The organism is uncultured Methylobacterium sp., assembly GCF_964242245.1.
GTDB lineage: Bacteria > Pseudomonadota > Alphaproteobacteria > Rhizobiales > Beijerinckiaceae > Methylobacterium.
Window position 1 is genome coordinate 98,013 of sequence record NZ_CAXTBY010000001.1, and the last position, 26,527, is coordinate 124,539.

Genomic DNA, 26,527 nt, shown 5'->3' on the forward strand with positions numbered 1-26,527 from the left:
TCCCGTTCAATCCAGGTCCGCCGCATTGCAGGGCCGAGCCCCGCCTTGCCGTCGCGTGGCAGTCCTCTTCAGGTCACGATGGGCAACGGCTCCACCGCGTAGGCGTGGGTGATGGAGCGGCCGAGCGTCGGGTCCTGCAACTCCATCCGGAAACCCACGGCAGGCCGGACGCCGCCGATCGTCCCCAGGGTGCCGCAGAGCATCGCCGTGCGCGCCGGGAGATCGCCGGCCAGGGCGGCCAGTTCGTCGGGCCGGCGCAGGCTCGATACCGGCCCCTCCTGGTACGGGACCCATCCGCCGTCCCCGTCAGGAATCCAGGCGCGCAGGATGAGGCTGTCCCAGTGCGGCTCCACCTCGGCGAAGCGCCACAGGATCGGGGCGACGGGCTTGGCGCAGATCTGCTTGGAATGGGCGACGGACCACGTCTCGGCCGCCCGATCGGTGTGATCGGAGGCCAGCCCGACGAGCGGCCCCTCGAGCGTGGTGAGCAGCAGCGGCTCGGCCTCGCCCGAACTGTCGGGCCCCAGCACCTCGATGGTCGGAGCCTGCGTCAGCAGCGCCGTCGCCGCCCTGTAGAACAGCGGCGTGGTGCTCGGGCGCGGGACGCCGAGGGCGGCAAGCTCGTCGACATGGTGCCGGACCGCGGCCTGATCGCGGGCCGCCCAGCCGGCGATCACCAGATGCTCGGCCTCGAACCTGTAGGGGCTGGTGCTGCCGTCGCTGCGCTGAAGCTGGAAGTCGAGATGGCGCGTCGGCGATCCCATGCTCGAACCTCCGGGCACGCGACGTTCAGTCCGGATGCCGATCCAGCGCTACGGTCTGCCCCTCGGCGGGCAGACCGATACGCGGCAGCAACGCAAGCAACAGGCCAAGCGGTGCGCGCGAGCCCCTGGTCCATGCCAACCCGTGTGGAGAACCGGGCGCCGGCCGGCGCTACTGTCCCCGACGGACGCGACTTGCGAACATCACCGCGTCCTCCGCCGCCCGGAACAGGGCGCGCGCCTTGTTCACGCATTCCTGCTGCTCGGAGGCCGGGTCGGAATCGTGGACGATGCCGGCGCCGGCCTGCACGTGCATGCGCCCCTCCTTCACGATCGCGGTGCGCAGCACGATGCAGGTGTCCATCTCGGCCCCCGCCCCGAAGTAGCCGATGCAGCCGCCGTAGGGGCCGCGCTTCTCCCGCTCCAGCTCGTCGATGATCTCCATCGCCCGCACCTTCGGGGCGCCCGACACCGTGCCGGCCGGGAACCCGGCGGCGAGCGCCGCCAGCGCGTCGTGGCGCGGGTCGAGGTCGCCCTCGACGTTCGAGACGATGTGCATCACGTGGCTGTAGTATTCGAGGAAGAACGAGCCCGTCACCGTCACGCTGCCGAGGCGGGCCACCCGGCCGACGTCGTTGCGGCCGAGGTCGAGCAGCATCAGGTGCTCGGAGCGCTCCTTGGGGTCGGCGAGCAGCTCGTCGGCGAGCGCCCGGTCCTCGGCGGGCGTCGCCCCGCGCCGCCGCGTGCCGGCGATCGGGCGGATCGTGACCCTGTCGTCGCGCACCCGCACCAGGATTTCGGGGCTGGAGCAGACGACCTGAAAATCCTCGAAATCGAGGTAGCACAGGAACGGGGCCGGGTTGGTGCGCCGAAGCGAGCGGTAGAGCGCGATCGCCGGCAGCGTGAACGGCGCCTCGAATCGCTGCGACAGCACCACCTGGAACACGTCCCCGGCGGCGATGTACGCCTTGGCGCGCGCCACCATCGCGCGGTACGCGTCCGGGCTCGTGTTCGAGACGGGCTCGGGATGGGCGACGTCGGCGAGGTCGATCCGCGCCTCGATCGGGAGCGGCCCCTCCAGCGCCTCGGCGACCCGGTCGAGCCGCTCCAGCGCGGCCTCGTAGGCCGCCCTCGCCCTCACTCCGGCGGCGGGCCGGACGGGACACACGAGCGTGATCAGGTCGCGCACGGAATCGAACACCACCATCACCCGGGGGCGGACCAGGATCGCGTCCGGCACGTTCAGCGGGTCGGGGTTGGGCTCGGCCAGCCGCTCCATGGCGCGGACCATGTCGTAGCCGAGGTAGCCGAACAGGCCCGCCGCCATCGGCGGCAGGTCCGAGCCCTCGCCGGGCACGATCGCGCTCTCGGCGATGAGCGCCCGCAGGCTCTCCAGGGGCGGCCGGTCGTCCGCCGCGAAGTCCGAGAGGTCGCTGCCGGCGGCGAGTGCGGCTCGCCCGTCGCGGCAGCGCCACGCGAGGTCGGGGTCGAGGCCGATCATCGAGTAGCGCCCGCGTACCGCGCCGCCCTCGACCGATTCGAGCAGGAAGGCCGGCCCGGCATGGCGGGCGCGCAGCTTGAGGAAGGCCGCCACCGGCGTTTCGAGGTCGGCCACCAGCGTCAGGTCGAGGAGGGTGGGCCGTCCCGCCTCGTAGGCGGCGGCGAACGCGGCGTAGTCGGGGGCTTCCGGCATCGGCCTCAGTACTCGCCGCCGATCGCCCGCCGGAGTGCCGCCTGGTTGACGCTGACGCCGGCGGTCTTCTGCACCTCGGCGATGTAGGCGCCGAGCACGTCGTCGGCCATCGCGGTGCGGAAGTTGCCCGTGATGGTCCTGTCGGCGGCGCCGTCGGCCACGTAGGCCGGCATCGTCGCGGCCTCGACCTTGAACACGGCGCGCGCCTCGCCGGCCGCGGCGGACCCGGCCTTGCCGACGCTCGTCGCGAAGATGCGGTTGACCACGTCCGCGGTCAGGCCGTCCTTGGCTTGGTTGCGGGCGAGATCCTCGGCACTTTGCGGATTCACGCCGACCTCGGCCCCGAGCGCGGCGATCGTCTCGCCCTTGTCGAGGCGCCCGGCCAAGTCCCGGCCCTTGGCCTGGAGCAGGCGCGCGACCTCGCCCGCCCGCCAGCCGGCCGCAACCGCCTCGCGCACCGCGTCGAGGGGCTTGTCGTGGGCGGCATCGATCCGCGTCACGTCGTACCAGACGTAGCCGCCCGCCTTGGTGCGAAGCGGCTCGTTGTCGCCGCCGACCTCGGCGCGGAACAGCGCCGGCAGCGTGGTGTCGGGGTCGGGGATGCCGGCGACCGGCTGGGCCGCAGCGTCCCGGCCCTGCGCGTCGAGGGCGGGCACCGTCGCGAGCGGCAAGTCGCGCTCCCGGGCGATGTCGGCGAGCGACTTGGCGCCCGCGCGCTGGTCCTCGATCGCGTCGTGGAGCTTGTCGATGTCCGCCCGGGCCTGCCCCAGCGCGATCTGCCTGCGGATCTCGCCCTCGACCTCGGCGTAGGGCTTGACCGTCTCCGGCTCGATGGCCGTGACGTGCAGCAGCACCGTGCCGAACCGGCCCTTGACCGGAGCGCTGGTGCCGTCCTTCGCCAACGCGAAGGCGGCGTCGGCCACCGCCGGATCGAACAGTTCAGGCTTCGTCAGGGTGCCGAGCGTCAGGTCCCGGCCGTCGGTGCCGCGCTCGGCCGCGACACCCTCGAAGGTCTTCGCGCCGTCCGCGATCGTCTTGCGGGCGGCCTCGGCCGCGGCCGCGTCGGGGAAGACGATCTCCTGGATGGTGCGGCGCTCGGGCGAACCGAAGCGGCCCTTCTGGCCGTCGTAGGCGCCCTGCACCGCGTCGGCGCCGACCGCGTCGGGCTTGGCCATGGCGGCCGGATCGAGCACCAGCAGGCTGGCGGTCCGGTACTCCTGCGCGCGGTAGGCGGCCTTGTTGGCCTCGTAGTAGCTCTTCAGCGCCGCTTCGTCCGGCGCCGCGATCTCGCCCGCGGCCGAGGGCGTCAGCATCAGGTATCCCGCCTTGCGCCGCTCGGTACTGTAGCGGTGCACGCCCGCGCGCATCGCCTCGGGCACGTGCAGGTCGGCCGACACCGCCTCCGCGAGCTGGAGCCGCGCGATGACGGCGCGCTGCTCGCGCACGAACATCGGCTCGTTCAGGCCGGCGCGCTGGAGAGTCTGGTAGAACAGGGCCGGCTCGAACTGCCCCTGCGCGTTCTGGAAGCTCTTCTCGTCGTGGATCGCGCGGATCACCGAGGCGTCCGGCACGGAGAGGCCGAGGTCGCGCGTCTTCTGGTCCAGCGACGCCTCGGTCACGAGCTGGGCCAGCACCTGCCGGTCGACGCCGAGGGCGCGGGCCTGATCGGGCGTCAGGGTCCGGCGCATCTGCGTCTGGTAGCGCTGAAGCTGGTTCTGGTAGGCGGTGCGCACGGCGTCCGCCGTGATCGGCGTGCTGCCGACGGTGGCGACCGCCGTGCTCGACCCGCCGCGGAAGAACTCCTCGACCCCGAAGATCGCCACGCCGGCGATCAGGAAGGTGAAGATCACGGTGAGCACGATCTTGCCGAGCCAGTGCTGGCTGGCGTTGCGGATGTTCTGCAGCATGTCTCACGCGCGTCGGGCTGCCGGCGGGCGCCGGAGACCCGCCGCCCTCGAATCCGCCCGCGATAGCCCATCCGCGCGTGCAGGCAAAGGTAGGCACCGGCACCGGCCAGGACGATCGCTCGAAGAGCGATCGTTCCGCATTCCGAGCGCAAGCTAAGGCCGCGGATGCGGTCGCCGGCGCTTGAGGCGAAAAGAAAAACAGGGTGATCGCTTTCAAGCGATCGCCCTGAGGACCGGCGCCGATTTGCGCCCTCAAGCTTGCTCTGGTAGCCCCGGCGCTCTCCCAGAGCACCCGCGTGCGGCGCGGCGACGAGGACTTCGATGACGGGTTCGGAACGGCGGCCGCTGGTCGCCGGCAACTGGAAGATGAACGGCACGCGGGCCTCGGCCGCCGTGGTCGAGGCGGTGCGCCAGGGTCTCTCGCCGGCCTTGTCCGAGAAGCTCGACCTGCTGATCTGCCCCCCCTCGACGCTGATCTCGACCTGCGTGGCCGCCGCCTACGGCTCGCCCATCGCCATCGGCGGCCAGAACCTCCACGCCAAGGCGAGCGGCGCCTTCACCGGCTCGATCTCCGCCGAGATGCTGGCCGACCTCGGCGCGACCTACGTGATCGTCGGCCATTCCGAGCGCCGGGCCTACCACCACGAGACCGACGACGGCGTCCACGCCAAGGCCTTGGGCGCGCGGCGGGCGGGCCTGTGCGGCATCATCTGCGTCGGCGAGACGATGGAGGAGCGCGAGCAGGGTCGCGCCCTGGACATCGTCCGGGCGCAGCTCGCCATCGGCACGCCGAAGGGCGCCAAGGCCGCCGACACGGTGATCGCCTACGAGCCGGTCTGGGCGATCGGCTCCGGCCTCACCCCGACCCCCCGCGACATCGCCGAGGTCCACGCGAGCTTGCGCGAGATGCTGGACAAGCTCGTCGGCGAGGAGGCGGCCAAGATCCGCATCCTCTACGGCGGCTCGGTCAAGCCCGGCAACGCCCGCGAGTTGATGTCGGTTGAGAACGTCGATGGGGCGTTGGTCGGCGGCGCCAGTCTGGTCGCGGAGGACTTTCTGGGGATCTGCGCCGCCTACGCGTGAGCCTTTCGGCTTGACGATCTTTGCATGAGACTTACGCACCAGGAAAACGGTGCTTGCCCAAGACACCTTTCCAAGACACCTTGGCCCGTGCGAAAACCCTGATTTCTGCACAGCTTAATTCGGCTCTCAGGCAGCGCAGCCAGGTAGTTCATGCCACTCCACGGCCAGCCAATTGTCACTTTGGCGAAGCCGATCCGTTTGGCGCAAGGCGGCATCTGGTGTAAGGCCCGGCGCCATGAGCAGGCGTGCCCCGCGCGCCGCCGCGACGCGGGCGCGTTCCCGGCGAGTCCGGCGCCTACGAAAAGAAGTCCGGAACCCCGATGCAGACCGTTCTGATCGTCGTCCACCTCATCATCGTGCTGTCGCTGATCGGCGTAGTGCTGCTCCAGCGCTCCGAGGGCGGGCTCGGGCTCGGGGCGGGCAGCAGCGGCGGCGGCGTCTCGGGCTTCATGACCGGGCGGGGCCAAGCCAACGCGCTGACGCGGGCCACCGCGATTCTGGCCGCCCTGTTCTTCGCCACCAGCCTGACGCTGGCCGTCCTATCGCACCGCTCGGCCGCGCCGAAATCGATCCTCGACGGCGCCGGCGGCCCGGCGCAGCCGGCGGGCCAGCCCGCGGGCGCCGACACCCTGCTCAACACCCTGCGCCAGCAGAACAACGCCGCACCGCCGACGCAGCCGGGCGTGCCCGAGGCTCCGCAGTCGCGCTGAGGCCTGCGCGCCGAGGCCCGGCAGCCTCCGTCATCCTCCGGCAAGCAATCTTAACGCGCGCGCCGTAAGCCGGCCGCATCCGGCGTCGTGCGATCGCGGTAGAGCGCGCGGTTTGGCGAATCGCCCCGCCTTCTCTATGGACCGAGGCCCATGACGCGGTACGTTTTCATCACCGGCGGCGTGGTCTCCTCCCTCGGCAAGGGTCTGGCCTCGGCAGCGCTGGCGGCGCTGCTTCAGGCCCGCGGCTACGCGGTCCGCCTGCGGAAACTCGACCCCTACCTCAACGTCGATCCGGGCACGATGAGCCCGACCCAGCACGGCGAGGTCTTCGTCACCGACGACGGCGCCGAGACCGACCTGGATCTCGGCCACTACGAGCGCTTCACCGGCGTTCCGGCCACGCGCGCCGACAACATCACCACGGGCCGGATCTACCAGGACATCATCGCCAAGGAACGGCGCGGCGACTACCTCGGCGCGACGATCCAGGTGATCCCCCACGTCACCAACGCGATCAAGGCGTTCGTGCTCGACGGCAACGACGGCTTCGACTTCGTGCTGGTCGAGATCGGCGGCACGGTCGGCGACATCGAGGGCCTGCCGTTCTTCGAGGCGATCCGCCAGATCGGCCAGGAGCAGCCGCGCGGCACCTGCGCCTACGTCCACCTCACGCTGCTGCCGTTCATCCCGTCGGCGGGCGAGTTGAAGACCAAGCCGACACAGCACTCGGTCAAGGAGCTGCGCTCGATCGGCATCCAGCCCGACATCCTGCTCTGCCGCTGCGACCGGCCGATCCCGGCCGACGAGCGGCGCAAGCTCGGCCTGTTCTGCAACGTGCGCGAGACCGCGGTGATCGAGGCCCGCGACGTCGCCTCGATCTACGACGTGCCGCTCTCCTACCGCGAGGCCGGCCTCGACCGCGAGGTGCTGGCGCACTTCATGATCGAAGCGCAGGGCGAGCCGGACCTGACGCGCTGGCGCACGATCTCCGAGCGCGTGCGCAACCCGGAGGGCGAGGTCACGATCGCCATCGTCGGCAAGTACACGGGGCTGAAGGACGCCTACAAGTCGCTCACCGAGGCGCTGACCCACGGCGGCATCGCGCACCGCTGCCGCGTCAACCTCGAATGGATCGAGTCCGAGGTGTTCGAGCGCGAGGACCCGGCGCCGTTCCTGGAGGGCATCCACGGCATCCTCGTGCCCGGCGGCTTCGGCCAGCGCGGCGCCGAGGGCAAGATCCGCGCAGCCCGCTTCGCCCGGGAGCGCAAGATCCCGTACTTCGGGATCTGCTTCGGGATGCAGATGGCGGTGATCGAGGCGGCGCGCTCGCTCGCCGGCGTCGAGGCGGCGAACTCCACCGAGTTCGGGGAGACGGCCGAGCCCGTGGTCGGCCTGCTCACCGAGTGGCTGCGCGGGAACGCGCTGGAGCAGCGCGCGGCGGCGGGCGACCTCGGCGGCACCATGCGGCTCGGCGCCTACGACGCCCATCTCGCGCCCGATACGAAGATCGCGCAGGTCTACGGAACCACGACGATCTCCGAGCGCCACCGGCACCGCTACGAGGTCAACATGGCCTATCGCGCCCGGCTGGAGGCGCAGGGCCTGCGCTTCTCCGGCCTCTCGCCGGATGGGCTGCTGCCGGAGACGGTGGAGCACGTCGGCCATCCGTGGTTCATCGGGGTGCAGTTCCACCCGGAGCTGAAATCCCGGCCGTTCGCGCCGCACCCGCTGTTCCGGGGCTTCGTGGGGGCTGCGATCGAGCAGAGCCGGCTCGTCTGAGGGGGACCGGTCGCCATGGTCTCGATCTCCGGGCTGCCGGCCTTTCTAGGCTACGGCGCGATCGCCTCCGGGCTCGTGGCGCTCTACCTCGCCGTCTACCTCACGGCGACGACGCATCGGGAAATCGCGCTGATCCGGGCCGACAACGTGGCCGCCGCGATCGCGCTCGGCGGCAGCCTGATCGGCTATTCGCTGCCGCTGGCGGTGGCGATCTACAACGCGCAATCGGCCCTCGACTGCGTGATCTGGGGCCTCGTCGCCCTCGTCGTGCAGATCTTGGTCTACTTCGCCGTGCGCCTCGTCCTGCCGGACCTGTCGCGCCGCATCGCGGCCGGGGAACTGTCCGCAGCGATCCTGCTCGCCGCCGCATCGCTCGCGGGCGGCGTCATCGACGCGGCGTCGATGACGTACTGAGCGTCCGATCATCGCGATCGGCGACCTTCTCAACGATGGAGCGGGTCCTTAAGTCTCGCGTCTGCGGCATGCTGCCGTGTGGGAGCCGGGCCGTTCGCGACGGTCCGAACGACGATGTCCTCGCAACCCGACCCGCCGCGGAAGCGCTCGACCACGGTCACCCTCGTCCTCGTCGCCGGAGCGGGCGCCACGGCGCTGGCCCTCGGGCGGTGCGATCCCTCGCAGCGCGAGGAGGACGTTCTCGTCTACCTCAATCCCGACGCCTGCATCGCTGGCGGCATCCGCACCGAGCCGGAGTGCCGGAGCGCGTACGCCGGCGCCCGCGCGGCCTACCCGGAGGCAGCGCCGCGCTACGAGTCCGAGGCCGGCTGCGAAGCCCATCACGGTGCCGGCCATTGCCTGACCGGGTCCGTCGTCGCCGAGAGCGCCACCGGCCGCTTCGTGCCGATATTGGCGGGCTACGTGATCGGTCGCCGGGCCGAGCAGGACCTCGACCCGCAGCCGGTCTACGACCACGCGCCGAACCCATCGAGCGCGGCGTATTCCGGCTCGGGCGGCGGCTACTGCACGAGCTGGGGCGGCCGCATCGTCACCGCGCACGGCGGCGCGTCGTCGAGCGCGCGCGTCTCCTCCGCGGCGGTGCGCACGGCCTCCTTCGGCGGGTTCGGCGGCACGGGTCGGGGTTTCTCCGCGCATGGCGGGTCGGGTCACGGGAGCGGCGGCTGATGCGCCGCATCGCCGTCGGCGAGCGGCCGGACTGGCGCGAGCGGGCGCGCGCCAGCGGCTTCACCTTCCACACGATCGGCGGCGCGCCCTACTGGGACGAGAGCCACGCCTACGCCTTCACGCTCGAAGAGATCGAGCGCGACATCGAGGGCCCGAGCGCCGAGCTCCACGCCCTGTGCCTCGCCTTCGTCGCCCGCGCCGTCGAGGATGAGCGCATCCTGGCTTCGCTGGCGATTCCCGAAGCCGCCTGGGACGTGGTGCGCGACAGTTGGCGGCGGGGCGACCCCTCCCTCTACGGACGCCTCGACCTCGCCTACGGTGGCGACGGCACGGGACCGGCGAAGCTCCTGGAATACAACGCCGACACGCCGACGGCCCTCTACGAGACCGCGGTGTTCCAGTGGCTGTGGTTCGAGAACCTGCTGAAGGCCGGCCGGCTGCCGACGGGATCGGACCAGTTCAACACCGTCCACGAGCGCCTGATCGCCCAGTTCCGGGAGATCGTCGGCGACGGCGCCCTGGCGCTGACGGCCTACGCCGACGCGACCGAGGATCGCGGCACCGTGGCCTACCTCGAGGATTGCGCGCGCCAGGCGGGACTGTCCACCCGCTTCCTCGACCTGAGCGACATCGGCCTCAGCGCTGATGGCGGCTTCGTCGACCGACTGGGAGCGCCGATCGCGACCCTGTTCAAGCTCTACCCCTGGGAGTGGGCGTTCCGGGATTCGTTCGGCGCGGCGCTCGCGGGCACCCGGACGCGCTTCCTCGAACCGCCCTGGAAGGCGATCCTGTCCAACAAGGGGTTGCTGGCGCACCTCTTCGCCCTGGAGCCGGGGCACCCCAACCTCCTGCCCGCCTACTTCGAGAGCGATCCGCGGAAGGCGCGGCTCGGCACCTCCTTCGTCAAGAAGCCGCTGTTCTCGCGAGAGGGCGCCAACGTCCTGATGGTGCGCGACGGGGCCGTGCTCGCCCAGGATCACGGGCCTTACGGCGCCGAGGGCTACGTCCGGCAGGCGCTGGCGGTGCTCCCGGAGTTCGACGGCCGCCACGCCCTCGTCGGCTCGTGGATCGTCGGAGCGGAATCGGTCGGGATCTGCCTGCGCGAGGAGGCGGGGCCGATCACCACGGACGCCGCCCTGTTCGTCCCCCACGTCATCGAGCCGGGCTGAGCGCCCGGATGCCGCGCTGTCAAACGCGGCGGCCCCGGCCTATGTGAGCGGCCGTGACCGAAATCCTGTTCTACCACCTCCAGAACCAGCCGCTCGAAGCGGTGCTGCCGAACCTCGTCGAGAAGTCGCGGGAGCGCGGCTGGCAGGCGGCCATCCAGACCGCGAGCGAGGAGCGTCTCCAGGCGCTGGACGATCACCTCTGGACGTTTCGCGAGGACAGCTTCCTGCCCCATGGCACCGACCGCGACCCGGACGCGGCGAGCCAGCCGGTGGTGCTGACCTTGCGCGACGCCAATCCCAACACCGCCTCGATCCGCTTCCTCGTCGAGGGCGCCGACCTGCCGCCGGACGCGGGCGAATACCAGCGCATCTGCGTGCTGTTCGACGGCACCGACCAGGACGCGCTCCTGCGCGCCCGCGAGCAGTGGCGCGCGGCCAAGGAGGCCGGGCACGCGGTCGCCTACTGGCAGCAGGACGCGGCCGGCCGCTGGCAGAAGAAGGCGTGAGGCCTTTCATCCTGCGCGCAACACACTCGGACCCGGGATCTGCCATGATACCGACGCCGGACGACGTCAGTGATGGTTTGCCTGAAGTCACGCGCGACGCGCCCTCCTCCCCCCTCTACGGGGGAGGGGAGCGCGCTGTCCGGAACCGGCGCTCCCCTCACCCGACCCTCGCTCACGCGAGGGCCACCCTATCCCGCAGGTGGGAGAGGGCGCGCGCGGTCGTCCTCGCGCTCCTCGCCCTCCTCGTGCCCCTCCCGGCGATGGCTCAGGCGCCCCAGCGCAGCCCGTCGGAGGCGCGCGGCGCGGAGGGCCGGAAGCTCCCGCCCGACGCCGCCACCGAGCAGAGCGTCACCCTGCCGAGCGGGCAGACGCTCGACTTCACCGCGACTGCCGGTAGCCTGCCGCTCGTCGACGAGGCGGGCAAGCTCCAGGCCGAACTCGCCTTCGTCGCCTACACGAGACCGGCGCAAGCCGGCAGGTCGCGGCCGATCACCTTTGCGATCAACGGCGGCCCCGGCGCGGCCTCGGCCTACCTGAACATCGGCGCGATCGGACCCTGGCGCCTGCCGGCGGACGGCCCGAGCATCAGCCCGTCGCGCCCCGTGGCGCTGGTGCCCAACGACGGCACGTGGCTCGACTTCACCGACCTCGTCTTCATCGATCCGGTCGGCACCGGCTACAGCCGGGCGGCGGATGGGGACGGCAAGACGTACTGGAGCGTCGAGTCCGACGCCGCGGTGCTCGCGGCAGGAATCGCCCGCTACCTGCGCGTCAACGCGCGCATGGCCGACCCGAAGTTCTACGTCGGCGAGAGCTACGGCGGGTTTCGCGGGCCGCTGATCGCGAGCAAGCTCCAGGAGGATATCGGCGTCGGCCTGTCGGGCTTGGTCCTGCTCTCGCCGGTGCTCGACTTCGCCACGCTGCAGCAATCCCGCGCCAACCCGTGGGGCAACGTGATCCGCCTGCCCTCCTACGCGGCGGGTGCCCTGGAGCGCGCCGGCAAGCCCCCGACCCGCGAGACGATGGCCGAGACCGAGGCCTACGCGACCGGCCCCTACCTCGCCGACCTGCTCAAGGGACCGGGCGACGCGGGGGCCGTCGCGCGGCTCGCCGAGCGCGTCGCGGCGCTGACCGGGCTCGACCCGGCCTTCGTGCGCCAGCAGGCCGGCCGGCTCTCGTCCAACAGCGTCCAGCGCGAGGTCGATCGCGGCTCGGGCCGGGTCGCCAGCGCCTACGACACCGGCGTGACCGGCTGGGACCCCGACCCCACCGCTGCGTTCTCGGGCTTCGAGGACCCGCTGCTCACCGCCCTCCAGGCGCCGCTGACGAGCGCGATGATCGACCTCTACGCGCGGACGCTGAACTGGCGGGTGACGAACCTGCGCTACGAACTGCTCAACGCCGCAGTGAATCGAAGCTGGAGCTGGGGGTCGGGACGCTCGGCCCCGGAGGCGGTCGGCGCGCTGCGCGGCGTGCTGGCGCTCGACGGCAACGTCCGCGTGCTGGTGGCGCACGGCTTCACCGACCTCGTCACGCCGTACTTCGCCTCGAAGCTCCTGATCGACCAGATCCCGGCCTACGGGCCGGAGAAGCGGCTGAGCCTGGCCGTGTACCCCGGCGGCCACATGTTCTACTCCCGCCCCGACGCCCGCCTCGCGTTCCACCGCGACGTGGCCGCGCTCTACGCGGCGGCCCTGAAGGCGCGCGAGGCTGGCGCCGGGCCGCCCGCACCGCAGCCCGAACGTCCGAGGGGGACGCCTTGACGCTGCGTCCGCTTCCAGCCCTGCTCATCGCCGGGCTGCTTGCCGGCTGCACCGCGACCGAGCGCGCCCCGCCGGCTCCGTCCGGGATCGTGCCGATCCCGCCGCGCCCGGCGGCGCAGAGCCTCATCGGTCCGGTGCTCGCGCCGGACGGGTCCTGCACCGGCCCTGTCCCGACCGGCGCGGCGGCGATCGCGCCCGGCATCGGCGAGTGCGAGCTCGTTCGGTTGAAGGGCCGGCCGCCGACCGACGTGCTCGTCGGCGAAGGGCGCTCCGGCCGCGAGGTCCAGGTGCTCTACACCGAGCCCGGCGCCAAGGAGCTGTACTTCTTCGTGAACGGCCGGCTCGACCGGATCGTGAAGTAACCGCTCGGCCCGTCCTCGCATCTCGCCCGCACCGGGTCATGGTGAGGGCGCCTCGTGGGACCTGCGCCCTATCGCACGCGCCAGACCTTCAGGACACTTCCGTCGAGCGGGAGCGGCTCCAGCCAGTCCGCGCGCGTCTCGCCCCGCGCGAGGCGCGTCGCGAAGGCGGTCTCGCCGCGGAGGTCGGCCGCCGGCTGCGAGAGGCAGGCGACGAGGTAGCGGACGCCGTGGGCCTCGACCTGCCGGCGCAGATCCGCCTCGATGCCGCCGAGGCCTTCGAGCGCTGCGGTGAGACCCGGAATCGCCCGGTGGTAGGGCGCCGCGACCACCGCGTGCGGGGTCAGCATCAGGATCGCGGGGCCCATGAAGATCGGCGCCAGCACCGTGCCGGGCGCGAGGGCGGCGAGCGGTGCCACGGCCGTGTCGGCCAAGCAGGCGAAGGCGTTCTGCTCGGCGGCCTTCCGGCCGCCGTCCTGGAACAGGCCGCCGAGCGCCGCCGGGATCATCCAGGCGGTGCTGACGAGACCGAACGCCAGCGCGGCGAGCCCGGCACGCAGGCGTAAAGCCGCCGCGCGGTCCGCCGCGCACCCGAGCGCCCGGTCGAGCACCGGTCCCGCCACCAGGGGGATGAGCCCGGAGGCGACGTAGATCCCGCGGAACTGGAACCAGCCGATGACGAGCCCCGGCCACAGCATCAGGGCCGCGACGGCGTGGGCGCGCCGATGCGCCTGCATTCCCCGGAGCACGGCCCAGGATGCGGCGAGCGCCGCGAGCGCCAGGACGGGATAGTAGACCAGGACCTCCCACTGCCCGCGCGCCACGAACTTGCCCACCGACGACATCTCGTTGACGGCAAGCAGCCAGCGGTCGCGCACCAGCGGTGTCATCCCCGGGAACGGGCCGCCGAGGCAGACCGGGAACAGGGCGGCAAAGCCCCCGAGCAGGACGATCCCGATCGCGGCGACGCAGGCGAGCCGCGCAGGAATCGAGCCGAGCCGCCGGTCGAGCCCGGCGCAGGCGAGCGCCGCCGCCGCGCCGCCCGCGGCGAGCCACAGCCAGGGCGGCGAGAGCGCGTCGCAGGCGGTCGCCGACCAGAGCCCCGGCGCGGTCTGCGCCCCGAACAGGATCGGCGCGGCGAGCCCGAGCCCGAGCCCGAAGCCGAGGAAGCCCGGCAGGGCGACGCGCCCGCGCAGCACCCAGTCGCCGACGACGAACAGGGCGCCCAAGGCCACGGAGGGCAACCCTTCGAGGCCGATCGCCAGCGACAGGGCCGCGAGCGCGCCGGCCCCGATCCCGGCCGCGCGGCCCCCCCGGATCAGGCAGAGGCTCATCGCGAGGATCGCGATCATCTGCAGGCCGTGATGGTCGATGCGGCCGGCGGCGAACTGCACGGTCACGCCGAAGGTCTGGGTCGCGGCGAGCAACGCTAGCACCGCGGCCCGCGGCCCGAACGTCCGCCGCACGCCCGTAAACAGCACGGCGCCGTAGACGCCGAAGAGCAGCGGCGGCCAGATCGCCAAGGTGACGCCCTCCGCGAGGCTCCGTCCGAGGAGCGGCGTCAGCAGGAGGATCAGCCCGGCGATCGGCGCGTCGACGAGGCGCGACCAGTGGCTCGCGATGCCGAGCGGCGGCAGGAAGCGGGCCTGGACGTTGTCGAACCAGCCCTGGCCGGCGGCGAGATCGCGGGCCTCGACGAGGCGCATGGCGTCGTCGGTATCCGGCACGCGCAGGTGCCGGATCGTCGCGATCACGTCCCCCGGCGGGTAGAGCGTGACCGCCGAGAACGCCACCAGCAGCCAGAGGAGCGTCGACGCGTCGAGGCGTGCGGCGGGCGGCGCGGCCGCGGACGAAGCTGTGGCCGGCATCGCGCCTCTCCGGGGCTCGCCGGCCCGATCAGGCCGGCCGGGACGTGGGATTATCGCCCGGAGCGTGCCGGACGCGGCTTAACGGCCGGTCAAGGCGCGGCGGGTGACGTGCGTTCGTGGGAGGTTTCCTTAACCACGCCGGGTGCAGCCTCCTCCCGCGCGGACGTTGGGATCGGGGCAGCGGATGAGTCACCACACCGAGACGCTGGTGATCGGCGGCGGGCCGGCCGGCCTCACGGCGGCCTACCTGTTGTCGAAGCACGGCCGGGACGTCGCCGTGCTGGAGCGCGACGCGACCCAGGTCGGCGGCATCTCGCGCACGGTCAGTCACAACGGCTACCTGTTCGACATCGGCGGCCACCGCTTCTTCTCGAAGTCGCAAGCCGTGGTCGACCTGTGGGACGAGATCCTGCCCGACGACTTCATCGAGCGCCCGCGCCTGTCGCGGATCTACTACCGGGGCAAGTACTACGCCTACCCGCTCAAGGCCTTCGAAGCCCTGCGCAACCTCGGCGTTCTCACCAGCACGGCCTGCGTGCTGTCCTACCTCTACGCCCGCGCGCGGCCGATCGCGGAGCCGAAGCACTTCCACGCCTGGGTGCGCAACCAGTTCGGCGAGCGCCTGTTCGCGATCTTCTTCAAGACCTACACCGAGAAGGTCTGGGGGATGTCGTGCGATGCGATCTCGGCCGATTGGGCGGCCCAGCGCATCAAGGGCCTCGATCTCGGCGCCGCGATTCGCGACGCGGTGAAGCGCTCCCTCGGGATCAAGGCCCGGCGCCGGCCCGATGGTGCGGTGATCAAGACCCTGATCGAGTCGTTCCGTTATCCCCGCCGCGGGCCCGGCATGATGTGGGAGGCGGCGGCTGCGAAGATCACCGCGCAGGGCGGTCGCGTCCTGCTCGACTGCGGCGTCGACGGCCTGAGCTTCGAGCCCGCCACCGGCCTGTGGACGGTCGCGGCGCTGCGCGGCGACGGCACGCGCGAGACCTGGACCGCCCGCAACGTGATCTCCTCGGCGCCGGTGCGCGAGCTGGTCGAGGCGATCCGCCCGCGCCCGATCAGCACCTTCCAGGCCCGCGCGCTCCAGTACCGCGACTTCGTCACCGTGGCGCTGATCGCCAAGTCGGACAAGAATTTCCCCGATAACTGGATCTACATCCACGATCCGTCGGTGCAGGTCGGGCGGGTGCAGAACTTCCGCTCGTGGTCGCCGGAGATGGTGCCCGACGACGCCCACACCTGCCTCGGGCTCGAGTACTTCTGCTTCGAGGGCGACGGGCTCTGGACAGCGTCGGACGCCGACCTCGTCGCGCTCGCCAAGCGCGAGATCGGCCAGATCGGCCTGATCGACCCGGCCGACGTGGTCGATGCCTGCGTCGTGCGCCAGCCCAAGGCCTATCCGGTCTACGACGAGGCCTACGCCGAGAACGTCGCCACGGTGCGGCGGGAGCTGGAGCGGGATTTCCCGAGTCTGCACCTCGTCGGCCGCAACGGCATGCACAAGTACAACAACCAGGACCACGCGATGATGACCGCGATGCTCACCGTCGAGAACATCCTCGGTGGCCGGCGCCGCCACGACGTGTGGCGGGTCAACGAGGACGCCGAGTACACCGAGGCCGGCGTCTCGGGCGCTGCGGGCGCGCTCGCGAGCGAGCGGCTGGTGCCGCGCAGGGTCGCCTGAGCGACGCGCTCGCGGACAGTTGTGCCACGGCGTCACTGCGACGCGTTGCCCGACCGCCCGCGACGGGGTTTATGTCCGATCAACGCCCGATCTCAAGGGCGATATCGGGAAGGAAGACCCATGCGCTCGATGATGCTCGCCGCGCTGCTGTCCGGCGCCGCCCTCGTCACCTCCGCCGTCGCCCAGGGTGCGCCCCCCGGGGACACGAAATCCAAGGTGGACGACCTCGAGAAGCTCCAGGCGTTCAGGAGCACCGGCACCGCGCCGGCGCCCGAAATCCCTCAGACGGGCCGGCGCGCCGACGCGATCCGCAGGACGCTCTCAAAGATCAGGCTGCCCGAAGGCTTCAAGATCGACCTCTACGCGGTGGTGCCGGATGCCCGCTCGATCGCGGTCGGCCCCAATGCCGGCGTGCTGTTCGTCGGCACGCGCAAGTCCAAGGTCTACACCGTCACCGACCGGGACAAGGACCGGGTCGCCGACGAGGTCCGCGCCTTCGCGCCGGGCATCGACTTCAAGATCCCCAACGGCGTCTGCTTCTCGAAGGACGGCGTGCTCACCGTCGTCGAGCAGAACCGGGTGCTGTCCTTCCCGGCGGCCGAGTTCTTCTACGAGGCGCCGGACGTGGCCGCCGTCGTCGTCGTCAAGCAGGGCGAGCTGATCCCGGCGGGCGAGGAGAGCTACAACCACACCGCCCGCGTCTGCCGCGTGGGACCGGACGGCAAGACCTACATCGCGCTGGGCCAGCCCTACAACGTGCCGGCGGCCGACAAGCTCGATCTCTACGCGAAGGCCGGCATCGGCGGCATCGTCCGGATGGATGCGGACGGCAAGAACCGCGAGGTGTTCGCCACCGGCATCCGCAACTCGGTGGGCATCGATTTCTCCACCGACAAGACCCTGTGGTTCACCGACAACCAGGTCGACGGCATGGGCGACGACACGCCGCCGGGCGAGCTGAACCACGCGACGAAGCCCGGCGAGCACTTCGGCTTCCCCTGGTACGGCGGCGGGCAGGTCCGCACCGTCGCCTACAAGGACCAGACCCCGCCGGCGGGCGCCGTCGCGCCGGTGGCCGAGCTGCCCGCGCACGCGGCCGACCTCGGCCTGACCTTCTACAACGGCCGGCAGTTCCCGCAGAGCTATCGCGGCGGCCTCTTCATCGCCGAGCACGGTTCGTGGAACCGCACCGAGCCGGTCGGCGCCCGGGTGATGTTCGCGCCCGTCGGCGCCGACGGGAAGGTCGGCCAGCCGAAGCCCTTCGCGGACGGCTGGCTCACGGGCGACGGCGAGTATCTCGGGCGGCCCGTCGACGTAGCGGTGCTGCTGGATGGATCGCTCTTGGTCTCCGACGACGCCGCGGGCGCGATCTACCGGATCTCCTACGAGGGCGACGCCAAGTAGACGGCTTGGCTCACCCGCGCCGCATTGCATCGCGAGCAGTGATGCGACGGGTGAACGGGCAAAACGTGGGTCCCCTCTCCCGTTCGGGAGAGGGAGCCGCGCGGCTTCTTCTCGGGCCTCTACGCGTGGCACCTTGTCTGCTCATCTCAAGTCACACGCTCTGCCGAAATGTTTTCCGGTCTCCGCATGATACGCCTGTCCGTCCTCGCCCTGATCCTCGCCCTCGCACCGATGGCCGTTCAGGCCGGCGACGCCGCAGCCGGGCGCAAGCGTGCCGCGGCGTGTCAGGCCTGCCACGGCCTGGACGGGCTCTCGAAGCTGCCCGAGGCGCCGAACCTCGCCGGCCAGGTCGAGGTCTTCCTCGTGAAGGCGCTCGGCGAGTACCGCGAAGGCACGCGGAAGAATGAAGTGATGAGCGTCGTTGCCAAGGAGTTGTCGGATGCCGACATCGCCAACCTCGCGGCCTACTACGGCGGCCTGCAGATCGAGGTGATACCGCCGGGCTGAAGTGCGGCTCAGCCTCTACGGCCGGCTTTCGCCGATCGATCGTCCGGAGTAGGCTTCAGGTCGATCCGACGGAGGCGGGAATGCGGTCGACCCTGACGGCCTATGCGCAGGTACCGGGATGGCGGACGGCGGGTCCGGCTGCGAAGAACGCGCGTTCCGACCGGGCCGTCTTGATGATCGGAACGCTCCTCGCGCTGGCCGCATCCGGCCTCGTCCTCGCCCAGGCGCCCGCGGCCGCGATCGACCCGGACCTCGCCCGCGTCCTCCGCTGCATGGCCGTGATCAAGGGCGGCTTCGCGGCGATGGCGCTCGCCGCGTGCTGGTGGCGCCTTGGGCGGGCGGCGTCGGGCTGGCGAAGGCTCGCCTACGTCGCCGGACCGCCGCTGATGGCGGGCGGCGCGGTCGCGCTGTGGTCCCTGCACGCGCTCGGCTCCGCCGCGATCGGCCTGCACCTCGGGCTGTTCGGGGTGATCGCCGCAGCGCTGACCGACGCACGGTTCTTCGACGGCCTGAAACGTCCCCGTCCGCGTCGCAGGACCGTCAGCGGCGCCTGAGCACGCGTCTCGCCTCGTCGCGGGCCTGATGCTCGAACCGGGCGAGCCGCACGCGGCGCTCCAACGAGGGACCGGCCCCGCCCGGCGGCACCGCGATCACCTCGGCGATCGTCTCGCGCTCGCGATACAGCTTCTCCAGCGCCGAGCCGGCGAGCGTCGCCGAGTCGAGCCGGTCGGCAAAGGCGGTCTCGTGGCAGGCGCGCACGATCTCCGCCTCCAGCAACAGGCCCGGCGCGCTCGCGCGGCGGTCCTCGTCGTAGGCGGTCTTGAGGAGCGTCGCGGTACCGCCGCCGGTGAGCGCGAGGCTGATCGCCACTGGGCGCCCGTCGAGGCTCAGGGTATCGGCGCGCGCCCGGACCGGCCCGTCGGTCTCGCAGAACAGCGCCCGGGCGAAGGCCGCGTGCGCCGGGCGGCAGGCCATCGCCGTGCCGGCTCTGTCCTTCCAGCCCGAGCGCTCCAGGTCGAGGAACGCCGCCACCGCCTCCACGAGACGAGGGCCGCCGGTGGCCGTCTCGAACGCCATCGCCCCGCCTTCGGTGAGGCGCCGCGTGCGGCGGCGCAGGTCCTTCAAGCGGGCCCTGTGCGGATGGCCGTCGAGGAACGCGGCGTGGGTCCCGCGCCGGTCGAGCACCGGACGGGCGAAGGTGGTGACCCTGGCATGGCGCCAGCCGGCGCGCGTCATCGCGGCAAGCAGGCCCGCCCCGGCGGGTCCGTCGACCGTGAGGAGCGGCCAGCGCCACGCGCGGCCGCCGGAGGCCCGGGCCAAGCCCGCGGCGAGCGCGTCGAAGGTTCGCTCCGAATCCGGCCCGTCGGCGGCAAGCGGCGCGGTCGCGGTGACGAAGGGCGAGAGAAACGGTTTGGCGACGAGGCCGCCGAGGCCGGTAAGGTCCCGTGTCATCCGGTACGGCAGCAGGGCGTCGAGCCGTCCGCTGGACCGGACGGTGACGAAGCGCAGGTCGTCGGGCAGGAGGCCGGCGATGGCGTGTGCGGCCAGCACGTGGCGCCCGTAATGCGGGTGCGGCGCGCGGGCGCGGACGAACAGATCCTCCCACGCCGCCGCACCGGGCGCGGCCGTCTCGTCGGCCTCGACGCCGAACGCGCGCGCTGCCGGCCTCATCGGGCGCTCATCGGGGAGGTGCCGGACCAGACCGGCGTCGACAGACCGTGGACGGCCCCCGCAGCCAGCGCGAGGATGCCGGCGCGCAGCACCGTCACGAACGCCATCGCCAGCGCCGCACCGGTGACGCCGAGACTCGGCACGAGGGCGAGGCAGCCGCCGACGGCCAGCGCCAGCATCGCCAGGGTGATGCCGGCGCAGAGCCGCTCGCCGCCGAGCATGGTCAGCAGGTCCTCGCCGGGGCCGAACAGGCTCGCCGCCACGCTGCCCGCGGCGAGGATCGCGAGGAGCGGCACGCTGTCGGGAAATTGCGGGCCGAACATCGCGAGCAGCAGCGGGCTCGCGGCGACGACGCAGAGGGCGACGAGGGCGGTCGCCGCCAGCGTCGCCCGGCCCTGGAGGCGGACGAGGGCGGCCAGCGCCGTCCGATCGCCGACGGCATGGGCCGCGCTGAAGCGCTGGGCGGTGGCGGCGGTGGCGGCGAAGTGCACGAACGCCACGAATTGCTGGATGCGGGTCGCGGCGAAGTACAGGCCGACGGCGGACGGCGGCATCAGAAAGCCGAGCACCACCACGTCGACGAAGGTGAAGCCGGCATTGGCCAAGTCGATCAGCGCGATCGGCAGACTGGCGCCGAGCCAGTGCCGCCAGCGGTACCGGCGCGGCCCCTTCGGGATCGTGCGGGCCATCCGCCCGAGCACCAGGCCGGCCTGGATCGTGACGGCGAGGCCCGCGGCGATCAGCATGCAGGCCATCGCCACCCAGGCCTCGGCCGGCGCGCCGAGGAGGATGGCGGCCAGCATCGCGGCCATCATCACGGTCTGGCGGAGCAGGTAGGGCGGCGCGATGGCGAGAACGCCCCAGTTCTGGCTTCGGGCGACGCCCTCCAGGAAGTCCTGGAGGGAGAACAGCGGCAGCACGCAGGCCGCCACGAGGAGCGGTGCGCGGTAGGGACCGGAGACCCAGTCGGGCCGCAGCGCGAGGAGCAGCGCCCCGAGGAGCGCCACCGCCAGCGCCGCACCGCCGGTGACGAGGGCGCCGGCTGCGAGGTAGCCGCGGGCATGGTCGAGGTCGCCGCGGGCTTGGTCGACCGGCAGGAACCGGCAGGCGCTCTGCGACAGGCCGAGGGTGATCGAGTGGCCGGCCATCGCCGTCCAGACCCAGGTGGTGGCGAAGATGCCGTACTCCTCCCAGCCCATCAGGCGGGCGGTGAGCACCTGCGCGCCGTAGGCGAAGCCGGCCGCCGCGATGCGGATCGCGAAGATGTCGAGGGCGGCGCGGCCCGGGCCGGTGCCGACGGCGCGGATGCGATCGAACACCGTGCCGAGGGCCGCCGCCGTCATGCCCGCCTCCCTCGACACGTCATCGGCCGCGCCATCGGCGCAGCGGCCCGGTCGCGACGACTACGCGAACCGCCGTTGCGACCGGGTTAACGGGACCGGTCACGGCTCGCCCGGTGCGGTGGGCGGACCTGCGGGCGAGGCGGCTTGGCCCGGCGGGGACGCGGGCGGCACCGGCGGCCCGGCCGTTCCCGTGACGTCCGGCTGGAGCAGCGAGAGCGTGATCGCGCGGGCGACGTGCTCGGCCATGCAGCGCAGGCCGAGGTCGTTCAGGCGGAACTGCTGGCCGAGCATGTGGCTCTCGCCCTTGTCGCTGTGGCCGGCAAGGTAGCGCATCGCGTCGTAGCGCAGCACCAGCGGCACCTTCTCGCGGGCCGCGACCGTGCGCACGGCGCGCACGATGCTGGTGTAGTAGGCGTCGTCCGCCAGACTCGCGGTGTAGAGGGGATCGACCAGCACCACGTCGATCGCGTGCGACTTGATCCACGTCACGGTCTCGCCCAGCGCGCCGGCGAACGCGTCGAGGTCGACTCGGGCGAGCGCATCGTGCGTGCCCACCTGCCAGACCACGAGGTCGGGTTCGAGGTCGGCGACCATGCTGCGCAGGCGCTCGGCCGCGCCGGAGGCGATCTCGCCCTGCAGGCCGCGATACTCCATCAGGACGTCGACGTCGGGGAGCGCACTCTCGATGGCGGTCTCCAGCTTGACGGGGTAGGTCGCCGAGGCGCCGGGCGCCGCGGTGCCGCCGATGGCGAGCACCCGCACGGGCCGCTTCTCGCTCAGTGCCGCCTTCACCGCCCGGAGCTTGGCGAGGGTGTAGAGTTGGGAGCCCGGCACGCGGCATTCCGGCGACAGGCTCGGATCGCCGGCCTCCTCCTTGCCGGGGGCCGGAGGCGCGGCGAGCGCCGGGGTGTCGGACGGACGGGCGGGCTGGTCCTGTGCCCACGCGCCTCCCAGGCAGAGCCAGCCCGCGAGCACCGCGCCCGCGATCCCGGCCCGGCCCGTGCGCCGCATCGCCACCCTCACGTCCGCACCCGGGTTCGGCCGCGCCACTCGACGAACCACGCCGTGAGGCCGAGCCCGAGGATGCCGCAGGCGAGGACGGCGACATCCACGAGGAGGCCGCCGCCGGTGCGGAAGCGCAGGAGCTGGCCGCCGAGGCTCAAGATCGATCCCATCGAGAAGACGGCCAGGGAATTCCGGCCGAGGCTGGTCAGGTATTTGACGACTATCCCAATTCGCGGCGCGATGATGCCATAGACCGGGCCGAACGCGAGAAGCACGCCGAGGAAATGTAACAGGCGCGCCGGCGTCAGGTAGGTCTTGTCGAAGGTGAACAGCAGCCGCGGCTCAGGCACCGACATCGGGTCCGGGCGGATCTCCAGGACCGAGAGCACGATGCCGAGGACGACGACCGCGAGCCCGAGGGGGAACAGCCGGCGCGACCAGAGCCGCAGCGTGCCCGAGGCGCGGTTCCAGTCCTGCATCACGAAGCCGAGGACGAGGAGCAACTGCCAGCAGAACGGGTTGAAGAACCAGTCCCCCTGACCGGGCCAGGACGGCAGGTTCCACTCCTCGACGAGGCTGAGGACGTAGAGGCCGGAGGACAGCAGCAGGGCAAGCACTCGGCTCTCGCGGGCGACGAGAACGAAGGCGGGCGCGATCCCGAGCAGGACGACGTAGAGCGGCAGGATGTTGAAGAAGCCGAGCTGGTGGGTGAGCAGCACCATGCCGACGATGGTCTGGATCGGATCGGCGAAGAAGCCGCCCGCGTTGTGCCATTCGAGGATCAGCGGGTTGTCGAGGACGAGGGCGGTGCCCGCGATCATCGCGAGCGCCAGCGCCATCACCGTGAGCTGCGCCCGGTAGACCTCGATGGTGCGCGACAGGAGCCGCAGGATCGTGCGCGGGCGCGGCTCGGCGACGCCGTCGCGGCCGCGGGTGGCGATGCCGATCGACCAGCCGGCGAGGAACACGAACAGCTCGGCCGCGTCCGAGATGCCGTATTGGGAATAGGTGTAGCGCTCGAAGGTGTTGCCGGGGACGTGGTTGATGAAGATCGTGACGAGGGCGAGTCCCCGCCAGAAATCGATCGCGTTCGGGTCCCGCATCGCTGTGTCGGCTCCGGGGGCTGGTCTTGCGAGTCGGCGCGGCGAAGGCGGCCGTGATACGGCGGCCCCGGCCGGACTGCAAAGGTGGACCCGGGATCGAGGCCGCGCGACGAACCGGGGCCGCGCGTCCGCGTTACGCCGCTGAAGGAGATTTCTCGATGCCGACCCCGCTCCAGATCGCCGCTGCCCTGTCCGCGCTGATGCCGCTCGCGACGCCGCCCGGGGCCTGGGCTCAGGCCCAGACCGGGACCGGCGGAGGCGCCGCGTCCACGGTCACCGCCCCCAACACGTCCGACGTCGGCCGGACGAAGCCGCCGGGCGCCGCGGCCGGCGCCGCGAACGCCGACGACCGGCGCGCACGCACGCCCGAGCAGAAGAAGGACGACAAGATCCAGCAGGGCATCTGCATCGGCTGCGGCGCGAAGTAAGACGCGGACCCGGTTGATGGATTCGGGGACGTCGGTTCCCGTCATCCGCGCGTCCTTACCCTCCCCCGCGGAGGCTTGCATATGCACACATCGCTCCACGCGATCCGGGAGGAGCGCGGGTCCCCTCTCCCGCACGGGAGAGGGAGCCGGGCGGCGCTTCGCCCGATCCACGCAGCACCGGTCTCAGGATGTGTGAAGCCGCAAGTCTGCGGGGGAGGGAGCGCACGCAACCGAACCGATCGACCGGAAACCGCATAAGACGCGAACCCGGTCGCCCAACGGCCGCTTCAGCGCACCGGGTTCTCGCGGGCCAGCCGCAGCAGGTTCTGGCCGTAGGCGGTCTTCTTGAACAGCTCGCCGCGGGCGACGAGCTGGTCGCGGCCGATGAAGCCCTGCTCGAAGGCGATCTCCTCCAGGCAGGCGACCTGAAGGCCCTGCCGGTGCTGGATCGTGCGCACGAACTCGGCGGCCTCCAACAGGCTGTCGTGGGTGCCGGTGTCGAGCCACGCGTAGCCGCGCGACATCCGCTCGACGTGAAGCTGGCCGCGTTCGAGGTAGGCCTCGTTGACCGAGGTGATCTCCAGCTCGCCGCGGGCGGACGGCGTCACCCCGGCGGCGATGTCGAGCACTTGGTTGTCGTAGAAGTACAGGCCCGTGACCGCCCAGGTCGATTCGGGCTCGGCCGGCTTCTCGACGAGGCGCAAGGGGCGCCCGGCGGCGTCCAGGGTGACCACGCCGTAGGCCTGCGGGTTCTCGACGTGGTAGGCAAACACCGTCGCGCCCACTGTTCGCCCGGCGGCGCGGGCGAGCAGGTCGCCCATCCCGGCGCCGAAGAACAGGTTGTCGCCGAGGATCAGCGCCACGTCGTCCGCGCCCACGAACGGGCGCCCGATGACGAAGGCCTGTGCCAGCCCCTCCGGCCGCGGCTGCACCGCGTAGGAGAACTGCAGGCCGAACTGCTCCCCGGTGCCGAACAGGCGCTTGTAGTTGTCGAGATGCTCGGGGCTGGAGATGATCAGGATCTCGCGGATGCCGGCCAGCATCAGTACGGACACCGGATAGTAGATCATCGGCTTGTCGTAGACCGGCAGCAACTGCTTGTTGATCGACAGCGTCGCCGGGTGCAGCCGCGTGCCCGAGCCGCCGGCCAGTACGATACCCTTCATCGCTCACACCTCCGCTGAGACCGGCCCGACGAGGCGGTCGAGGATGGGATCGAGGGCCGCCTGCCACGGCCGCGGCGCGAGGCCGTAGGCCGCCGTCAGGCTTGCGGTGGAGAGTTCCGAGTTGGCCGGGCGCCGGGCCGGCGTCGGGTAGGCGGAGGTCGGGATGCCGAAGACCGGCACGTCGCGCCCGCCGCGCCGGACGCTGCCGGCGACGATCGCCCGCGCGAAGCCGCACCACGTCGTGACGCCCGCGTTGACGCAGTGGTGGGTGCCGGTCGGCGCCCCCGCGTCCGCGGCCATCCGCAGGGCGACGACCGCGATCGCCGCCGCGAGGTCGGCGGCCGAGGTCGGGCAGCCGTGCTGGTCGTCGACAACGGTGAGCGCGTCGCGCTCGGCGGCGAGCCGGAGCATCGTCTTGACGAAGTTGCCGCGGTGCGGGCTCACCACCCAGGCGGTGCGCAGGATCGCGTGGCGCGGGTTGCCGGCCCGCACCGCGAGTTCGCCCGCGGCCTTGCTCGCGCCGTAGACGCTCCGCGGCGCGATTGAGTCCTCGGGCCGGTAGGCGCCGGTACGCGCGCCGTCGAACACGTAGTCGGTCGAGACGTGCACCAGCGGGATCTGCCGGCGTGCCGTCTCGGCCGCCAGGATCGCGGGGCTGAGCGCGTTGAGGCGCCACGCGTCCACCGGCTCCGCCTCGGCCCGGTCGACCGCGGTGTAGGCGGCCGCGTTGATCACCGCCGCGTAGGCACGCCCGTCCATGCGGGCGGAGACCGCGGCCGCGTCGGTGATGTCGAGGGCGGCACGCTCCGGCGCGTCGAGGCGCACGCCGTCCGGCCAGGACAGGGCCCGCAGCTCGGTGCCGACCTGGCCCGCGCCGCCGAGGATGAGGATGTCCATTCAGACGCCCTTGCTCGTGCTCTCGCCCTCGCTGGTGCCGTCCCCGGCCGAGAGCCCGAGGCGTTCGCCGGAATAGCGCCCCTCGCGGATCGGGCGCCACCAGCCTTCGTTGTCGAGGTACCAGCGCACCGTCGCCTCCAGCGCTTCCTCGAAGGTCTTCGCCGGCGCCCAGCCGACCTCGGCTTCGGCCTTGCCCGGATCGATGGCGTAGCGCCGGTCGTGGCCGGGCCGGTCGGCCACGAAGCGGATCAGCCGCGCGTGCGGCGCGTGGTCGGGCCGTAAACGGTCGAAGGCGGCGCACAGCGCGTTCACCACCGCGAGGTTGCTGCGCACGGCGCGCCCGCCCAGGAGGTAGGTCTGCCCGATCCGGCCGCGCTCCAGCACCGCGACGAGGCCGCGGGCGTGGTCCTCCACGTGAATCCAGTCGCGCTCGTTCAGGCCGTCGCCGTAGACCGGCAGGGGGCGTCCTTCGAGCGCGTTGAGGATCATCAGCGGGATCAGCTTCTCGGGGAAGTGGCGCGGTCCGTAGTTGTTCGAGCAGTTCGTCACCAGCACCGGCAGGCCGTAGGTCTCGTGCC

25 protein-coding genes are annotated in these 26,527 nt (G+C 72.0%); 14 read left to right on the plus strand and 11 right to left on the minus strand.

Annotated elements, in window-relative coordinates; genetic code table 11:
* Positions 1–68: 68 nt before the first annotated feature.
* The 3 genes from ACFE8Y_RS00475 to ACFE8Y_RS00485 form a co-directional block, all read right to left on the minus strand.
* The gene (locus ACFE8Y_RS00475; protein WP_375462411.1) at positions 69–764 is read right to left on the minus strand and encodes a DUF2848 domain-containing protein; all 696 of its coding nucleotides are present in this window, start codon (positions 762–764) and stop codon (positions 69–71) included.
* Between the two features lie 169 nt (positions 765–933).
* Positions 934–2,454 carry an anthranilate synthase component I gene (gene trpE, locus ACFE8Y_RS00480; protein WP_375462412.1) on the minus strand — a complete coding sequence of 507 codons (1,521 nt, stop codon included), beginning with the start codon at positions 2,452–2,454 and terminating at the stop codon, positions 934–936.
* A 5-nt stretch (positions 2,455–2,459) separates the two neighbouring features.
* The gene (locus ACFE8Y_RS00485; protein ID WP_375462413.1) at positions 2,460–4,361 is read right to left on the minus strand and encodes a SurA N-terminal domain-containing protein; all 1,902 of its coding nucleotides are present in this window, start codon (positions 4,359–4,361) and stop codon (positions 2,460–2,462) included.
* A gap of 321 nt (positions 4,362–4,682) precedes the next feature.
* On the opposite strand from ACFE8Y_RS00485, the gene tpiA reads away from it, so the two are divergent.
* From tpiA to ACFE8Y_RS00530, 9 genes are all read left to right on the plus strand, one after another.
* Positions 4,683–5,444, plus strand: a complete 762-nt coding sequence (tpiA, locus tag ACFE8Y_RS00490) for a triose-phosphate isomerase (RefSeq protein ID WP_375462414.1) — start codon at positions 4,683–4,685, stop codon at positions 5,442–5,444.
* Between the two features lie 320 nt (positions 5,445–5,764).
* Entirely contained in the window at positions 5,765–6,154 is a 390-nt protein-coding gene (secG, locus tag ACFE8Y_RS00495) for a preprotein translocase subunit SecG (RefSeq protein WP_375462415.1), read from the plus strand.
* Between the two features lie 150 nt (positions 6,155–6,304).
* Positions 6,305–7,933 carry a CTP synthase gene (locus tag ACFE8Y_RS00500; RefSeq protein ID WP_375462416.1) on the plus strand — a complete coding sequence of 543 codons (1,629 nt, stop codon included), beginning with the start codon at positions 6,305–6,307 and terminating at the stop codon, positions 7,931–7,933.
* Between the two features lie 15 nt (positions 7,934–7,948).
* Positions 7,949–8,347, plus strand: coding sequence for a DUF350 domain-containing protein (locus ACFE8Y_RS00505; RefSeq protein ID WP_375462417.1), 399 nt, complete (start codon positions 7,949–7,951; stop codon positions 8,345–8,347).
* 114 nt (positions 8,348–8,461) lie between these two features.
* Entirely contained in the window at positions 8,462–9,073 is a 612-nt protein-coding gene (locus ACFE8Y_RS00510; RefSeq protein ID WP_375462418.1) for a DUF1190 domain-containing protein, read from the plus strand.
* Complete coding sequence (locus ACFE8Y_RS00515; RefSeq protein ID WP_375462419.1) at positions 9,073–10,242, plus strand: glutathionylspermidine synthase family protein; 1,170 nt, start codon at positions 9,073–9,075, stop codon at positions 10,240–10,242. The genes ACFE8Y_RS00510 and ACFE8Y_RS00515 overlap by 1 nt, the downstream gene beginning before the upstream one ends.
* 53 nt (positions 10,243–10,295) lie before the next feature.
* Entirely contained in the window at positions 10,296–10,748 is a 453-nt protein-coding gene (locus tag ACFE8Y_RS00520) for a DNA polymerase III subunit chi (protein WP_375462420.1), read from the plus strand.
* 260 nt (positions 10,749–11,008) lie between these two features.
* The gene (locus ACFE8Y_RS00525) at positions 11,009–12,511 is read left to right on the plus strand and encodes a S10 family peptidase (protein WP_375462421.1); all 1,503 of its coding nucleotides are present in this window, start codon (positions 11,009–11,011) and stop codon (positions 12,509–12,511) included.
* Positions 12,512–12,513: 2 nt separating this feature from the next.
* The gene (locus tag ACFE8Y_RS00530) at positions 12,514–12,873 is read left to right on the plus strand and encodes a hypothetical protein (protein ID WP_375462440.1); all 360 of its coding nucleotides are present in this window, start codon (positions 12,514–12,516) and stop codon (positions 12,871–12,873) included.
* A 68-nt stretch (positions 12,874–12,941) separates the two neighbouring features.
* On the opposite strand, the gene ACFE8Y_RS00535 is transcribed toward ACFE8Y_RS00530, so the two are convergent.
* On the minus strand, positions 12,942–14,738 hold the full coding sequence (locus tag ACFE8Y_RS00535) for a hypothetical protein (protein WP_375462422.1): 1,797 nt from the start codon (positions 14,736–14,738) through the stop codon (positions 12,942–12,944).
* A gap of 184 nt (positions 14,739–14,922) precedes the next feature.
* Here ACFE8Y_RS00535 and ACFE8Y_RS00540 point away from each other — a divergent pair, with 184 nt between their 5' ends.
* The 4 genes from ACFE8Y_RS00540 (at position 14,923) to ACFE8Y_RS00555 (ending at position 18,890) form a co-directional block, all read left to right on the plus strand.
* Positions 14,923–16,425: an NAD(P)/FAD-dependent oxidoreductase gene (locus tag ACFE8Y_RS00540; RefSeq protein ID WP_375462423.1), complete on the plus strand. Its 1,503-nt coding sequence runs from the start codon at positions 14,923–14,925 to the stop codon at positions 16,423–16,425.
* Between the two features lie 120 nt (positions 16,426–16,545).
* Positions 16,546–17,829, plus strand: a complete 1,284-nt coding sequence (locus tag ACFE8Y_RS00545; protein ID WP_375462424.1) for a PQQ-dependent sugar dehydrogenase — start codon at positions 16,546–16,548, stop codon at positions 17,827–17,829.
* A gap of 186 nt (positions 17,830–18,015) precedes the next feature.
* Complete coding sequence (locus ACFE8Y_RS00550; RefSeq protein ID WP_375462425.1) at positions 18,016–18,336, plus strand: c-type cytochrome; 321 nt, start codon at positions 18,016–18,018, stop codon at positions 18,334–18,336.
* A 173-nt stretch (positions 18,337–18,509) separates the two neighbouring features.
* The gene (locus ACFE8Y_RS00555) at positions 18,510–18,890 is read left to right on the plus strand and encodes a hypothetical protein (RefSeq protein ID WP_375462426.1); all 381 of its coding nucleotides are present in this window, start codon (positions 18,510–18,512) and stop codon (positions 18,888–18,890) included.
* On the opposite strand, the gene ACFE8Y_RS00560 is transcribed toward ACFE8Y_RS00555, so the two are convergent.
* From ACFE8Y_RS00560 to ACFE8Y_RS00575, 4 genes are all read right to left on the minus strand, one after another.
* A complete protein-coding gene (locus ACFE8Y_RS00560) occupies positions 18,877–20,007 on the minus strand; it encodes a GNAT family N-acetyltransferase (RefSeq protein WP_375462427.1) in 1,131 nt (376 codons plus the stop codon). The genes ACFE8Y_RS00555 and ACFE8Y_RS00560 overlap by 14 nt on opposite strands.
* Positions 20,004–21,350 carry a lipopolysaccharide biosynthesis protein gene (locus tag ACFE8Y_RS00565; RefSeq protein WP_375462428.1) on the minus strand — a complete coding sequence of 449 codons (1,347 nt, stop codon included), beginning with the start codon at positions 21,348–21,350 and terminating at the stop codon, positions 20,004–20,006. The genes ACFE8Y_RS00560 and ACFE8Y_RS00565 overlap by 4 nt, the downstream gene beginning before the upstream one ends.
* Positions 21,351–21,449: 99 nt before the next feature.
* Entirely contained in the window at positions 21,450–22,361 is a 912-nt protein-coding gene (locus ACFE8Y_RS00570; RefSeq protein WP_375462429.1) for an SGNH/GDSL hydrolase family protein, read from the minus strand.
* A gap of 8 nt (positions 22,362–22,369) precedes the next feature.
* Complete coding sequence (locus ACFE8Y_RS00575) at positions 22,370–23,458, minus strand: OpgC family protein (RefSeq protein WP_375462430.1); 1,089 nt, start codon at positions 23,456–23,458, stop codon at positions 22,370–22,372.
* 158 nt (positions 23,459–23,616) lie between these two features.
* On the opposite strand from ACFE8Y_RS00575, the gene ACFE8Y_RS00580 reads away from it, so the two are divergent.
* A complete protein-coding gene (locus ACFE8Y_RS00580) occupies positions 23,617–23,886 on the plus strand; it encodes a hypothetical protein (RefSeq protein WP_375462431.1) in 270 nt (89 codons plus the stop codon).
* Positions 23,887–24,173: 287 nt separating this feature from the next.
* Here the strand turns inward: ACFE8Y_RS00580 and rfbA are convergent, their stop codons facing one another.
* The 3 genes from rfbA to ACFE8Y_RS00595 all read right to left on the minus strand — a co-directional run.
* Positions 24,174–25,052, minus strand: a complete 879-nt coding sequence (rfbA, locus tag ACFE8Y_RS00585; protein WP_375462432.1) for a glucose-1-phosphate thymidylyltransferase RfbA — start codon at positions 25,050–25,052, stop codon at positions 24,174–24,176.
* 3 nt (positions 25,053–25,055) lie between these two features.
* Positions 25,056–25,949 (minus strand): dTDP-4-dehydrorhamnose reductase, encoded by an 894-nt coding sequence (gene rfbD / locus ACFE8Y_RS00590; protein WP_375462433.1) that lies wholly within the window; start codon positions 25,947–25,949, stop codon positions 25,056–25,058.
* A partial coding sequence (locus ACFE8Y_RS00595) for a dTDP-glucose 4,6-dehydratase (protein ID WP_375462434.1) occupies positions 25,950–26,527 on the minus strand: 578 nt, incomplete at its 5' end.